The organism is Mucilaginibacter sp. (genome assembly GCF_039925265.1).
Classification (GTDB): Bacteria; Bacteroidota; Bacteroidia; order Sphingobacteriales; family Sphingobacteriaceae; genus Mucilaginibacter.
The window spans coordinates 1-14,020 of sequence record NZ_JBDSZG010000034.1 but is presented as its reverse complement, the minus strand read 5'-3'; the positions used below and the strand labels follow the sequence as shown (position 1 = coordinate 14,020).

Sequence of the window (14,020 nt, the reverse complement as noted above, 5' to 3'; positions counted from 1 at the left end):
ATCGCCTAAAAATCTGTATGTTTAGTGCCTCACACAAAACATAATGGACAGAGAAATAAGTGTTACTAAAGAACGGTTGCTTTTTGCCGAACTGAAATTTTCCTATGAAACCCAGGTTTCGGGCCGTGTAGAAGGTATCTATTACAATTCGTATTGGGTGATACCACCTTCGATAGATCCCCCAAGCCCGGGTTTGCAAGCTTCGGTACCCTTGTTTGTTTTAGCAGAACGCGCGGTGAAACATAATGTAATTTCATCAATGCAGATATTAAAAGAGTATGATGTTTTGTTTATGAAACAACTGGAGGCGTACCCGCCACCCGGGGACGATGCCGTATTTGAATATAAGGATTTTCATCACCGATACCCTGTGAATGAACCATTAAATGGCATTGTGGACGTACAGGTCAATTTTGGCGAGGATATAAAAACCATAAAATTCACTTCTGCCCATAACTGGGGTGGCGATAAGGAACACTCGGCAAGTTGCCTGAAGGCGGATGCTACGATGATAGCGCAAATGGCAGAGCATCAGCAAGCCGCACAAAAAAATAAAAAATTTTAGATGCTTTGTCCAATCCCGGTATTACTGATCGTCATTCGGTTTTAACAATTAAACTCAAAACATCATGAAAGATTTTTTATTGATCTACCGGAGCAACCCTTCTCCCGTAACAACAGCATCACCCGAAGAAATGCAGGCCCTTGCCAAAAAGTGGATGGATTGGGTTGGAAGTATTGCCGCCCAAAACAAGCTTACCGATAGAGGCAATAGGCTAAATCCTGAGGCAAAAGTGGTGAGACCTAACGACGTGGTTACCGATGGCCCTTACATGGAAATAAAAGAAGCAATTGCCGGCTACAGCATTGTAAAAACCGAAACGCTTGATGAGGCTGTAGAAATTGCCAAAGGCTGCCCGGTATTTTTAGTGGGCGGCAGTGTAGAGGTACGGCAAATAGACGTGATGTAACAACCGTCTGAATCAGAATTTACAGAATGAGAGAATTTTCAGAATATATAAGACGGGCGATCAATTTGCCGTACTGGCTATTTAACATTCTGTTCATTCTAAAATTCTGTAAATTCAGATTCTGACAATGCAGCAGCAAGAACTCATACCGCATTTATTCAGAAATGAATATCGAAAGATAGTGGCGGTATTGTGCAAGCTCTTTGGCATCGAAAACATAGAGATAGCCGAAGATATTGCCAGCGATACCTTTTTACACGCGTCAGAATTATGGGGCATTAGGGGATTGCCGGATAACCCAACCGCCTGGTTATATACGGTTGCTAAAAACAAAGCCAAAGACCACTTAAAACGGAATACGCTCTATAATCAAAAAATAGTGCCCCGTGTGCAGAATGCGACATCGGAATTGCAGGAGCTGACGATCGATCTATCCGACCAGAATATTCAGGATAGCCAGCTGCAAATGATGTTTGCCATTTGCCATCCCGCCATCCCGGCCGAGGCGCAGATAGGTTTGTCATTGCGCATCCTTTGCGGTTTCGGGATAGAAGAAATAGCCGCGGCATTTTTAAGTAATAAGGAAACGATCAACAAACGCCTGTTCAGGGCAAAAGCGAAATTAAGGCAACTGAATGTAAAGATAGAACTCCCCAACGAAGTTGAAATAAACCAGCGGCTGGAAGCGGTTTTGGCAACGCTTTACCTGCTATTTAACGAGGGCTACTACTCGCAGGGGCGCGATGTTACCTTACGCAAAGAAGTATCGCTGGAGGCTTTACGGCTTACGCATTTACTTACCGAAAACCAGGCAACCAACAAACCCATGGTATATGCCTTGCTGGCGCTGATGAGCTTCCACGCCTCGCGCTTTGAAGCAAGGCTGAACCAAAACGGCGAAACCGTGCTCTACCAGGATCAGGACGAAAACCTTTGGAATGCCGAATTGATAAGCCAGGGAGAACATTTCCTCAGGCTGTCATGGGAGGGAAGCACCATCACCAAATACCACCTGGAAGCCGGCATTGCCTACTGGCACACCATTAAGGCAGATACGCCCTTAAAATGGGAAACTATTCTGCAGTTTTATAACCAGCTACTGTTTTTACAATACTCGCCCATTATGGCGCTCAACCGTACATACGCTCTTTCGAAAGCAAACGGCAAGGAGGAAGCGATTATCGAAGCGGAAAAATTGAACCTGAGCGGCAACCATTTATACCATTCGCTATTGGGCGAGTTATACACCGACGTAGATAACGCTAAAGCGGCGGAGCACTTTAAAACGGCGTCGGGGCTGGCCAAATCTAAGGGGGATAGGGAGGTGTTGGAGAAGAAGATTGCGGGGATAAAAGTGTAGATTGCCTTATATTCTTTCAACTTGAGGGTTCATCTCTCAATTTCCTTATTTGCTCCAAAGCGAGAACATCAATTTGATCCTTTGGGCGGTTCACCACCTTTTTGTTTTCGATTAGCTGGTTGATATGTAAAAATGGCACGCTTACACCCTCTATATCAGCAACGGACGCCATTTGCAAACACTCGTCGAACGAATAACCTTCTAAACCTTTCATCTCAACAAGTATATCGAGGCGAAAATTATTATTCAAATGGAAATCAGTCCAGCCGGGTACAAACTGCATGTATTCAATCATGGGATAGTCGCCCATATTGCACGTAATAAACGCTTCCGTAATGCCTGCCTATTTTTCAGGGTGTCTTTAAGCCAAATATTTAAGTCGCCGGTAAAGCGTTGATAGCCATGTAAATTGATAGCGTACCCGCCAATCATAATGTATTCAACATTGTTATTCTGTAATGCCTTCCAAAAAGCCAATATTTCCTCATCGAAGATATCCACAGGCTATTTAGCTATAAACGGTTTATGCGTAACAACAGCCTTACTCATGGTTTGCTGAATTTTATATAGCCGGGTTGCCATTTCAAAGCGCTCTTTATAGCTGCGTTTTAAACCCTCCTTCAAAAGTTCAATTTCGGCTTCATCAAGTGTTTGCTTTTTTATTTCCACACTCAAATTTAGTTAAAATTATATTAATCATGAATTTTACGGCAGGTGACATCTTTTAAAATTATCCTGCGATAACTAAATACAATAATTATCGGGCGGAATGTTTTTTTTACTGAAATTAGCAGCGATCAATTATTTACTTATGACCGAACTCAAAAACTTTATCAGCAGTTATGCCAGCTTCAGCGAGGCTGAACTCGACGATATTGTAGGCCGGTTTAAGCAACGCAGCATAGCCAAAAACGAGTTTCTCTTATTGGAAGGCACCGTATGCCAGGACCTGGTTTTTGTGCAGGAAGGCTGTTTACGCTTGTATTACCTGGACGACGAAGTGGAGATCTCGGTTTGGTTTGCGTTCCCAAATTCATCGGCCATTGATATTTACAGCTTTATAAGTGATAAACCCTCCAAGTACTTTTTACAGGCGATAGAGGATAGTACTATACTTTACCTGCCCAAAGCAGAGCTGACCAGCCTTTACACCGAATATCCTACCATGCAGGAGATGATGCGCAAATTTTGGGAGGATGCGGTACTAAATTTGATAGACCGCTTTACCGCCCTGCAACGCGATTCTGCTGAAAAACGCTATCTCGACCTGATGTCGAAGCCGCCTTATCTGCAAAAGATCCCGCAGAAATATCTTGCCTCGTTTATTGGTGTTACGCCGACCTCGTTAAGCCGCATCCGTAAGGGGATTAGGTAATTTATCGAAAAGTAATATGGGATCTTTTTATTTGATGCATCATTACCTCATGAAGAAACTTTTGCTCATATTTCACATCATTTTATTTTCCGCTATACTTATCCATTGCGAATCGGCATACTGTCAAACGCAAGGCGAGCAAGAGGTTAAATGGGCAAAAGAACTATTTGCAAATAGTTACAAACCTCAGCAGTATAAAAGATACGAACAGCCGTTAGATATTAAAGGTGATATATACACCTATAAAGATGTTGTTATAACGGTAGCGTCAAAACCAGAACTACGCACACTTTTTAATAGCGGATTGTTTTATCCGGATATCTTTCAACAATCATTCAAATATGAGCCGCCGTTACAAATCAAAAAAGACACATTGGCTGCATGGCGAAAAAGGAATAACGAACTGAAAGAACCAACGACTCCTTATACCCAACTGGGGTTATCTATATTGCATTTTGAAGAATTGCATTATCCGGAATTAGCGCCGACCCGAAAACGATTTAAGATGATGGTGTTTTATAACCTTGGTGCAAATCCAACCATATATTTTTTAGAGTTAACCAACAATAAGGCGACTGATAAAACCGACACTCTCGAGTTTATAAAAGGAGCAAGCTTAACTTTCTTTAAACAGGGATGGATGCAGATATAAATGCTCAGTTAAACCACCTTACTTTGCTTGTACTTCCGCGCGAAGTAAATGGCAGAGAAGGCCGTTAACACCAATCCCACCGCTGATAAACCTATCACACTGTTGGAGAAAAAGGAAACCCAGTTGAGCTTCACCTTAAATATCTCTTTGGAAAGCAGTACGCCAACGCTGCCTACATAACCAAAGGAATCGGCCAGGTATATTAAAAAGCCTACATTCCCTGCATACTTAAACGTGGCGATCAGCCGCTCGAAAAACACAGCGTTAAATGGGATATAAACCATATAAAGCCCCAGGCCCACGGTCGCCATCCACCAGATAGGCGCTACATACCCGCCCGCGAAGGCAAGGGTTGATAAACCCGCTAATAAAAAACCTATACCAATAAATACATGAGCGGTCATCAGCGCCTTATAGCTATCGCGGATCATCACCATGCTTCCGATCAGGATCAGGATGATAAGCGTAATAGGTGTTTCGGTTTTGGAGAAAATAGCGGGCTGGTTAAAAAAGCCCATTTCCTTCCACATCTCCGCGCCAAAATTATCGCGAATATCGCGGAAGATTGTAGCGAAGGTATAGATGAGGATACATGCCGCCAGTCCGGGTAAAAATGCTTTTACAAAGGTCTGGCGCTGGGCTTTACTCATGGGTGTGCGTTCCATCCGTTCGGATATATCCCCGGCATCCGGCATGGGTATTTTCTCCATTAGGAACACAAATAGTAGGAGCGGCCCGGCAAATAATAACCCAGTGAAAAAAGGCACCCAAAACTCGGTAACGCCAAACTCCAGCATCAGCCAGCCACCGGCAGAACGTACAAAGCCCGACGCGAAAATAAAGCTCACTGCAAGCGTAGCGCCAATGAAATCGGTACCTCGCCGGCCCTCCACATAAGAAAACACTACACCCCAGAGCATCCCCAGCGGGAAACCATTGATGAAAAGGAAAACGATATTGTAAGGCACCGGCACCAGTGCAAAGCAAAGCCAACTAAGCCAGGCTATACCCGTAAGCACCAGTATGGTAGCCCATCGCCCGTGCCGTTTCAGTTCGGCAATGTATTTTACGCCATAAAATTTGGCCAGCATATAACCCAGTACCTGGCTTATTACCAGCAGCGTTTTATAGCTGTAACCCCAAACAGTGATACCATCGAACGTAGCAACCGTAAACGATTTGCGGAATCCGAAGATCATGGTATAGGCCAAAAACACTACCACGGCGGCGTAAATGCTGGTTTGTATTTTATTGCGGGTAGGAGTGGTTGGCATGGGCGAATTGTTTAGGCGGGAAGATAGGAAAATTGAGGATACGGCAGCCTAAAAATTCCAAATAGCAATTACAACTGTTTTGATAACTTAGCAAACGATCTTTTCTTATCGAAAAGAAAACGAGGCTGGCATTTGCCCGGCAGAAACTATGATGCAATCAACGGAAAAACTGCAAACCAATAAACTGATTGACCTCAGCCATACTATCGAACATGGCTTGGTCACTTATAAAGGACTGCCTGCGCCAATCGTGTGCGATTACCTGAGCCGGGAAGACTCTAAGCAGTTTTACGAAGAGGGTACCGAATTCCAGATAGGAAAAATAGAAATGGTTACCAATACCGCTACCTATATGGATTGCCCTTTTCACCGCTTTGCTGATGGTAAAGATTTTTCGCAGATTGGGTTGGAGTGTTTTACCGACCTGGATGCAATTGTAATACCACTGCCGTTTGCAAATGGATTAGCAATTACCGTAGCACATTTAAAAAACTATGAGCTTAAAAACAAGGCGGTTCTGCTGCATACCGGTTGGGATGTACACTGGAAAACAGAGCACTATTATGATAACCACCCTTTTGTAACAGAGGAAGCAGCAATTTACTTAAGGGATAATCAGGTAAAACTGGTAGGGATAGACAGCCACAACATCGATAATACGCTGGGGCGTACAAGGCCAACCCATACTACGCTTTTAGCGGCGGGTATTTTAATTGTAGAGCACCTGTGCAATTTGCAGGCATTGCCGCATCAGGGGTTTAGCTTCAGTGCCATCCCGCCAAAATTTAAGGGTATTGGCACTTTCCCGGTGAGGGCTATGGCAAAAGTGCCGGTTTTTTGATTTAATTATTGTTGATTTACGCCCCAATTGTAACATCTTAAAAGCAAATAGCTTGACATTGTTCTAAATTGTATATTGCCGCTTTTTACGCAAACCTTTACGAATATTCGCCATTAACTATGTTAAAAATTTCCTTTACCGCCTTTTTCTCCATTGTATTATTAGGTGCAGTTAAATATTTTACAGTAACTGAGCCTGTTATCAAAGCAAATCCCGCTACTGTTCATCACACTGCTTTAAAACAAACCGGGCTGCAAAACTGGCCCGATGGTTTAACGGTAACGCCCTTTGCAGGCCCCGATCTTACGCCAAGCCCCGCCTGCCTTGCTACAGCGCCTACCGGTGAAGTGTTTGTTGGTGTAGATATGATGGGCTCTCTTGGCAAAGCGCCCGGAAAAGGCAGAATATTAAGGCTTGTTGATGCTGATAACGATGGCAAGATAGATCAGCATACAGAATTTGCAAGGGTGGATAATCCCCGTGGGATCTTTGTATTGGGCGATAAGGTATACGTGTTGCATACTATATTTTCAAAAGAAACGCAAAAAGCAACTGGCATGGATCTGGTTGTTTTTGAAGATAAAGACCGTGACGGCATTGCCGATGGCCCGTCAAAACCCATTGTAGAACACCTGAGCAACCCCAACATGCTGGTGGATCGTGGTACAGACCACGCCACCAATGGCATCCGCATGGGTATCGATGGCTGGATCTACATTGCGGTTGGAGATTTTGGTTTTCATGACGCCGTTGACCGCTCTGGTAAAAAACTAACCATGCTTGGTGGCGGGATTGTACGCGTACGCCCCGATGGTACCGAACTGGAGATCTTCTCGCACGGTACGCGCAATATTTATGATGTGGCTATCGACCCTTATATGAACGTGTTTACCCGCGATAATACCAATGATGGCGGCGGCTGGAACATCCGGTTCTCGCATCACATCCAGTCGGGCGAGTATGGTTACCCATTATTGTTTCAGCACTTTACAGATGAGATCTTGCCGGCATTGGTTGATGTAGGAGGAGGCTCGGGCACCGGCGCGCTATTTATGGACGAGCCAACCTGGCCCGAAAAATACAACCACGTACCCATGATGGCCGATTGGGGCCGGAGTGAACTGTATATCCATCGCGTTACGCCAAATGGTGCCAGCTTTACACAAAAGCAGGAAGATTTTATAACACTCCCGCAAATCACCGATCTGGATGTGGATGGCTCGGGTCGCCTTTACCTTTCTGCTTGGGACGGCGCAGGTTACGAGGGTAGCCCGGCAAAAGGCTACGTAGTACGTGCGGTGCCTGCCGGTTGGACGTACAAGGCATTCCCTAACCTTAAAGCAGCATCGGTTGATGAATTGGCAGGCTTACTATCTTCGGCAAGTGCAGTTGCCCGTTTTTATGCTTCGCAGGAATTATTGGTGCGCCCGGTAACCCAAGCTGCTAAAGCATCGCTTGCAGTGGCATCAAATACAAGCTTGCCCTTATTTGCCCGGGTAGCCGGTATTTACACCTACGCCCAAATTGCCGGTGCAAATGGCGTACCTGCATTAGTAAAACTTACGGAAGATAAAGAACTGAAAGAGTTTGCCCTGAAGGTTTTGGCCGACAGGACAGGTTACCTGCAAGATGTCCCTACAGCGCCATTTATTGCGGCTCTTAAAGATGCGTCACCGCGCGTACAGGCGGAAGCTATTATTGGTTTAGGCAGATTGGGCAGGTCCGAAGCAGCTAATGCCTTGCTGGAAACTAAAGTACCGGCGTCATTTATTGCGCCTGCAAAAGGCACGGAAGGCCCCCATGCTACGCCGAACGCAGATATCGTGCTTCCCCACCTGGCGGTGCGCACACTGGTGAGCCTTAATGCTGTAACAGCATGTGTGAACAACATCGGCACAAAAAATTCTGCATTAGCGCTTTGGGCATTGCGTTACATGCATGATGCTAAAGCTGTTGATGGTTTAATTGCTGCTTATAAGGCAGCCAAATCACCAAAGTTAAAAAAGCAAATATTGGCTACCCTGGGCAGGCTTTACAAAACCGAAGCCCCTTATGATGGTTCCTGGTGGTGGAGCACACGGCCGGATTCGCACGGGCCGTATTACAAAGCCATTACCTGGGAATCATCACCAAAGATAAAGGCGTTTCTTACTGCCGAGCGAGGCAAAGCAAGCCCGGCTGGTAAACAATTCTATGCCGACCTGAACGCGCGGGATCGGATGGAAATTGCGGCCTTTGGTGGCGAAGAGAAAGCGCCGGTTGTTAAAGAAGCAAAGATAGATCTGGAAAAGATCCGCAATAAAAAAGGACAGATAGGTAAATCATCCATCGAAGATATTATGCTGGCATTGGCTAAATTAAAAGGCGATCCTGCAAAAGGCAAAGCGCTTTTTGCTCAGCAGGGCTGCATTGCCTGCCATAGTATCAAAAAAGGCGAAAAACTAAAAGGACCATTTATGGGGCAGATAGGATCTATCATGACCAGGCAACAAATCGCAGAATCTATCCTGAAACCAAGCGCCTCTATTTCGCAGGGATTTGCTACGGTAACCGTCACCGCTAAGGGCAACAAAACCTATATGGGCTTCATCACCGAAGAATCGGCCCAGAAAATTGTAATGCGCGATATTGGCGGAAACGTTTACACCGTAAAAACAGGCGATATTATTTCCCGTAAGGAAATGAAAACTTCGATGATGCCAACGGGACTGGCCAGCGCGCTATCGTACGAGGAGTTTGCTTCGTTGGTGACCTTTTTATCTCTGCAGAAATAGGGGTAGGCGTTGTTGTTGTTTGCGTTGTAAGCTTGCGTTTAGTTTTTGAGGTCGCCGTGGTTATACTTCGGTTGGTAATACGCCGGTATAATAATGGTATAACCATTATTTACGCCTGAACTTAAGCTTGGGATTTTTGTAATGGTAAGCTGGGGCGGATAATGCATTGGGTGGTGAATTTCTTGGAGGTAAATTAACATTATCATCAACTTATCTTCACATTAAATATCGTAGAGAGTAAATTACGGCACTTATATTTACAGGCTATTATTGCTATGAAAAAACTAAGTATCCTGATCCGGGTATGTGCTGTTACGATGACGCTGAGCCAAACCGCAAACAGCCAAATTAAACCGTACACAGTTGCCAACGCCCATTCGCACAACGATTATAAAAACAGCATCCCTTTTTACAGAGCGTACGAAAAAGGCTTCGGCTCTATTGAGGCCGATGTTTTTGCGGTTAACGGCAGGTTGCTGGTCGCTCATGATAAAAGGGACACCGCCGCGAGCCGGTCGCTACAAAACCTGTATCTTACTCCACTTGCCGAAAAACTAAAACGCAACCCTCACAGGCAATTGCGTTTGCTGATAGAAATAAAGCAGGATCACAAAGCGGTGCTATCGCTGGTAATGCAGGAACTTAAACCTTTTGCTGAATATATCTCGTCGCCGGGGCACCCGGGTAACCTTTCTATTGTGATGACGGGGGCTGTACCGCCGCCTGCGGAGATACTAAACTACCCCGATTGGATAACCTTTGATGTAGACCATTTAAATGGTTTTACACCGCAACAGTGGCAAAGAATAGGGCTGGTAAGTTTCCCTTTAGGCAGGTATGTGCGTTGGAATGGTAAAGGCGTATTGAACAGCAAGGAGATTGCAAGAGTAAAAGGAGCCATAGACAGTGTCCACCAGGCCGGTAAAATGATCCGGTTTTGGGAAAGCCCGGATACTAAGAGCAGCTGGCTTGCACTAATGCGCCTGGGTGTTGATGTAATAGGTACCGATAAGATAGAAGAGCTTGGCGATTTTTTAAACAAGAAAGCCAAAAATGAATATTTAGCACAGCAGGCATACCCGGTATATCACCCAACTTACAAAGCAGACGGCTCCGTTAAACAAGTAAAGAACATTATTTTATGCATCGGCGATGGCATGGGTCTGACGCAGTTATACGCCACTTATACGGCCAACCAGGGGCAGCTTAATATTTTTCAAGTGAAGAATATTGGCTTTTCCGTTACCAATTCGGCTGATGCTTATATTACTGATTCGGCAGCAGGTGCCACTGCGTTTGCATCGGGCCAAAAAACAAACGATAGGGCAATTGGCGTGGACCCTGCAGGCAAGCCCCTAAGATCATTAGCCGTATACAGTGCCGAAGCCGGCAAAAAAACGGCTGATATAGCGGTATGCCAATTAACAGATGCCATCCCGGCTGCGTTTTACGCACACCAATCCGAAAGAAGCGATAGCCTTGTTATTGCCGCGCAGATCCTTAATTCCAATATCGATATTTTCTTAGGATCGGCCTATACGGATTTTACAACAAAGGTAAACGGCGTACCAATAATAGATAAAATGAAACAAAGGGGTTATACCGTTATCCGTAAGTTTGATGATTTTCTAAATTCAAAGGCGACAAAAATATTGGCGCTGATGGACGACAGCGCCACAAGGCCCAAAATAGCAGGGAGGGGTGAGTATTTATCACTTGCCTTGAAAAAGGTAACCGCCGCTTTTAAAAACCACCCGAAGGGCTTTTTTATGATGGCTGAAGGATCCCAGATAGACTATGGCGGCCACAACAATAATTTAGCACAGGTAATTACCGAAAATGCTGATTTCGACAGGATGGTAGGAGCGGCCCTGCGTTTTGCAGATGAAGATGGCGAAACGCTGGTTATTGTAACTGCCGACCACGAAACAGGCGGATTAACCCTGCTGGATGGTAGTATAACCAAAGGATACGTTTTGGGAGATTTCAGCACCAACGACCATACAGGCACACCCGTGCCCGTATTCGCTTACGGCCCGCACTCTGCAGATTTTAGAGGCGTTTATAGCAATACCGAAATTTTCAAAAAGATCTTAAGCCTGATCAATTATAAAAAATGATACGCTTTATGGTGTAGATACGTTGATTTAAAGACGAGGATTGGCGGAGAAATGTATCTACAGAATCAATCGCCCATAGAATAAATCGATTATGATTATGGCATACATTATCCTAATTTTATAATCGTTAGCAAAAACCAAGCGAACCGATTTCAATACATAAATCTACAAAATGGAAAACGAATCAAACGACATCAGTAAATGTCCGTTCCACAACGGCAGTATGAAACACAATACCGGCGGTGGCGGCACCAGGAACAATGATTGGTGGCCCAACCAGCTAAAGCTGAATATCCTGCGCCAGCAATCATCATTATCAAACCCGATGAATAAGGATTTTGATTATGCTCAGGCTTTTAAAAGTCTTGATCTGGAGGCTGTCAAAAACGATCTTCATGCGCTGATGACCGACTCACAAGACTGGTGGCCGGCCGATTTTGGCCACTATGGCGGCTTATTTATCCGAATGGCATGGCATAGTGCCGGTACTTACAGGGTAACAGATGGCCGCGGTGGTGGTGGTGCAGGTTTGCAGCGTTTTGCGCCGCTTAACAGTTGGCCGGATAACGTGAGCCTGGATAAAGCCCGCAGACTGCTTTGGCCGATCAAACAAAAATACGGACAGAAAATTTCATGGGCGGATCTGATGATCCTTGCCGGCAATATAGCGCTGGAATCGATGGGTTTTAAAACCTTTGGGTTTGCCGGTGGCCGCGCAGATGTATGGGAAGCGGATGAATCTGTGTATTGGGGCGCTGAAACTACCTGGTTGGGTAACGATAAACGTTATCCGGATGGTGCGCCTGGTGTTCGGGGCCACGGGGTTTTGGTATCAGATGAGGATGCAGATGGCGACCTCCACTCGCGTAATTTAGAAAAACCGCTTGCTGCCGCTCATATGGGTTTAATATATGTAAATCCTGAAGGACCGGACGGCAATCCCGATCCTATAGCTGCCGCTAAAGACATCCGCGAAACCTTCGGGCGTATGGCTATGAACGATGAAGAAACCGTTGCGCTGATCGCCGGAGGCCATAGTTTTGGTAAAACCCACGGTGCAGCCTCTTCTGACAATGTAGGCAAAGAACCTGAAGCTGCCGATGTGGAAATGCAGGGCTTTGGCTGGAACAATAAGTATGGCTCTGGTAAAGGTGCCGATACCATCACCAGCGGCCTGGAAGTAACCTGGACAAAAACGCCGACACAATGGAGCAATAACTTCTTTGAAAACTTGCTTGGGTTTGAGTGGGAACTTTCTAAAAGCCCGGCAGGCGCTCATCAGTGGGTTGCTAAAAACGCCGAAGCTATTATACCCGATGCGTACGACAGTGCTAAAAAACATCTGCCAACCATGCTCACTACCGATCTTGCCTTAAGGTTCGATCCATCTTATGAGAAAATATCAAGGCGTTTTTTGGAGGATCATGATGCATTTTCTGATGCCTTCGCTCGCGCCTGGTTTAAACTAACGCACCGTGATATGGGGCCACGTGCCCGTTATCTTGGCACCGATGTGCCGCAGGAAGTATTGCTTTGGCAGGACCCGATCCCTGCGGTTAACCATGCTTTAATAAACGAAGGCGACATTACAGCGCTTAAAGCAAAGGTTCTGGCATCTGGCTTAAGCGTATCTGAATTGGTTACCACTGCCTGGGCTTCGGCTTCTACCTTCCGTGGTTCTGATAAACGTGGCGGAGCCAATGGCGCGCGCATCCGTTTGGCTCCTCAAAAATACTGGCAGGCAAACAACCCTGCACAGCTGCAAAAAGTATTGAACGTACTGGAGGGTATCCAAAACGAATTTAATGGCGCGCAAGCCGACGGTAAAAAAGTTTCGCTAGCGGATCTGATCGTGTTGGCTGGTTCCGCAGGCGTTGAAAAAGCGGCTAATGATGCAGGCAACACGACTACCGTGCCATTTAAACCGGGCCGTATGGATGCCTCACAGGAACAAACAGATGTGGAGTCGTTTGGCTACCTCGAACCTGTTGCAGATGGTTTCCGTAACTACCGCAAATCAAAAAGCTCCGTATCTACCGAAGAATTACTGATAGATAAGGCTCAACTACTTACGCTTACCGCGCCGGAACTTACCGTGCTGGTAGGAGGGTTGCGCACACTGGGCGCTAATTATGATGGATCGAACCATGGCGTGTTCACCGCTACCCCCGGCAAGCTTACTAACGATTTCTTTGTGAACCTGCTGGATATGGGCACTGCCTGGAAAGCGGCATCTGAAGACAAGCAAGTTTACCAGGGCAGCGACCGCAGCACCGGAGAGCTTAAATGGACCGGCACACGCGCCGACCTCGTATTCGGTTCCAACTCCGAGCTTAGGGCTATTGCGGAAGTATACGCAAGTGCAGATAGTAAGGATAAATTTGTTAGCGACTTTGTAGCCGCCTGGGACAAAGTAATGAATTTGGACAGGTTCGAATAACCTGTTTATCATAACATCAAAAAGGCCTCGGATTTTTCCGGGGCTTTTTTGTGGCTGGAAGGAGGGCAGAATTAGAACCCGCCCAGTCAGCCATACAATATGTATTTCATTTTTATTTGCTCAGCAACCGCCTTTGCGAGGGACACGTTTAAAAATTACTTTACTATCTCGTTCTACATATTCGCCCGATACTATTGGGTATGAATACTTGGG

Annotated in this window: 12 protein-coding genes; 9 read left to right on the top strand and 3 right to left on the bottom strand. The window is 45.7% G+C overall.

Annotated features, from left to right (window positions below):
* Positions 1–43: 43 nt before the first annotated feature.
* From ABIX36_RS15525 to ABIX36_RS15515, 3 genes are all read left to right on the top strand, one after another.
* A complete protein-coding gene (locus ABIX36_RS15525; RefSeq protein WP_348083080.1) occupies positions 44–565 on the top strand; it encodes a hypothetical protein in 522 nt (173 codons plus the stop codon).
* Positions 566–629: 64 nt separating this feature from the next.
* Entirely contained in the window at positions 630–971 is a 342-nt protein-coding gene (locus tag ABIX36_RS15520; protein WP_348083079.1) for a YciI family protein, read from the top strand.
* 127 nt (positions 972–1,098) lie between these two features.
* The gene (locus tag ABIX36_RS15515; RefSeq protein WP_348083078.1) at positions 1,099–2,331 is read left to right on the top strand and encodes a DUF6596 domain-containing protein; all 1,233 of its coding nucleotides are present in this window, start codon (positions 1,099–1,101) and stop codon (positions 2,329–2,331) included.
* Positions 2,332–2,347: 16 nt separating this feature from the next.
* Here ABIX36_RS15515 and ABIX36_RS15510 read toward each other — a convergent pair whose 3' ends face one another.
* Positions 2,348–2,641: a hypothetical protein gene (locus ABIX36_RS15510; RefSeq protein WP_348083077.1), complete on the bottom strand. Its 294-nt coding sequence runs from the start codon at positions 2,639–2,641 to the stop codon at positions 2,348–2,350.
* 194 nt (positions 2,642–2,835) lie between these two features.
* Positions 2,836–3,000 (bottom strand): hypothetical protein, encoded by a 165-nt coding sequence (locus ABIX36_RS15505; protein WP_348083076.1) that lies wholly within the window; start codon positions 2,998–3,000, stop codon positions 2,836–2,838.
* A gap of 142 nt (positions 3,001–3,142) precedes the next feature.
* On the opposite strand from ABIX36_RS15505, the gene ABIX36_RS15500 reads away from it, so the two are divergent.
* On the top strand, positions 3,143–3,706 hold the full coding sequence (locus ABIX36_RS15500) for a Crp/Fnr family transcriptional regulator (protein ID WP_348083075.1): 564 nt from the start codon (positions 3,143–3,145) through the stop codon (positions 3,704–3,706).
* A gap of 49 nt (positions 3,707–3,755) precedes the next feature.
* Entirely contained in the window at positions 3,756–4,358 is a 603-nt protein-coding gene (locus ABIX36_RS15495; protein ID WP_348083074.1) for a hypothetical protein, read from the top strand.
* A gap of 8 nt (positions 4,359–4,366) precedes the next feature.
* Here the strand turns inward: ABIX36_RS15495 and ABIX36_RS15490 are convergent, their stop codons facing one another.
* Complete coding sequence (locus tag ABIX36_RS15490; protein WP_348083073.1) at positions 4,367–5,632, bottom strand: DUF5690 family protein; 1,266 nt, start codon at positions 5,630–5,632, stop codon at positions 4,367–4,369.
* 148 nt (positions 5,633–5,780) lie between these two features.
* On the opposite strand from ABIX36_RS15490, the gene ABIX36_RS15485 reads away from it, so the two are divergent.
* From ABIX36_RS15485 to katG, 4 genes are all read left to right on the top strand, one after another.
* Positions 5,781–6,473 carry a cyclase family protein gene (locus ABIX36_RS15485; protein WP_348083072.1) on the top strand — a complete coding sequence of 231 codons (693 nt, stop codon included), beginning with the start codon at positions 5,781–5,783 and terminating at the stop codon, positions 6,471–6,473.
* Between the two features lie 119 nt (positions 6,474–6,592).
* Positions 6,593–9,247, top strand: coding sequence for a c-type cytochrome (locus ABIX36_RS15480; protein WP_348083071.1), 2,655 nt, complete (start codon positions 6,593–6,595; stop codon positions 9,245–9,247).
* Between the two features lie 275 nt (positions 9,248–9,522).
* Positions 9,523–11,367 (top strand): alkaline phosphatase, encoded by a 1,845-nt coding sequence (locus ABIX36_RS15475; protein ID WP_348083070.1) that lies wholly within the window; start codon positions 9,523–9,525, stop codon positions 11,365–11,367.
* Positions 11,368–11,539: 172 nt separating this feature from the next.
* Positions 11,540–13,807: a catalase/peroxidase HPI gene (gene katG / locus ABIX36_RS15470; protein ID WP_348083069.1), complete on the top strand. Its 2,268-nt coding sequence runs from the start codon at positions 11,540–11,542 to the stop codon at positions 13,805–13,807.
* Positions 13,808–14,020: the final 213 nt, after the last annotated feature.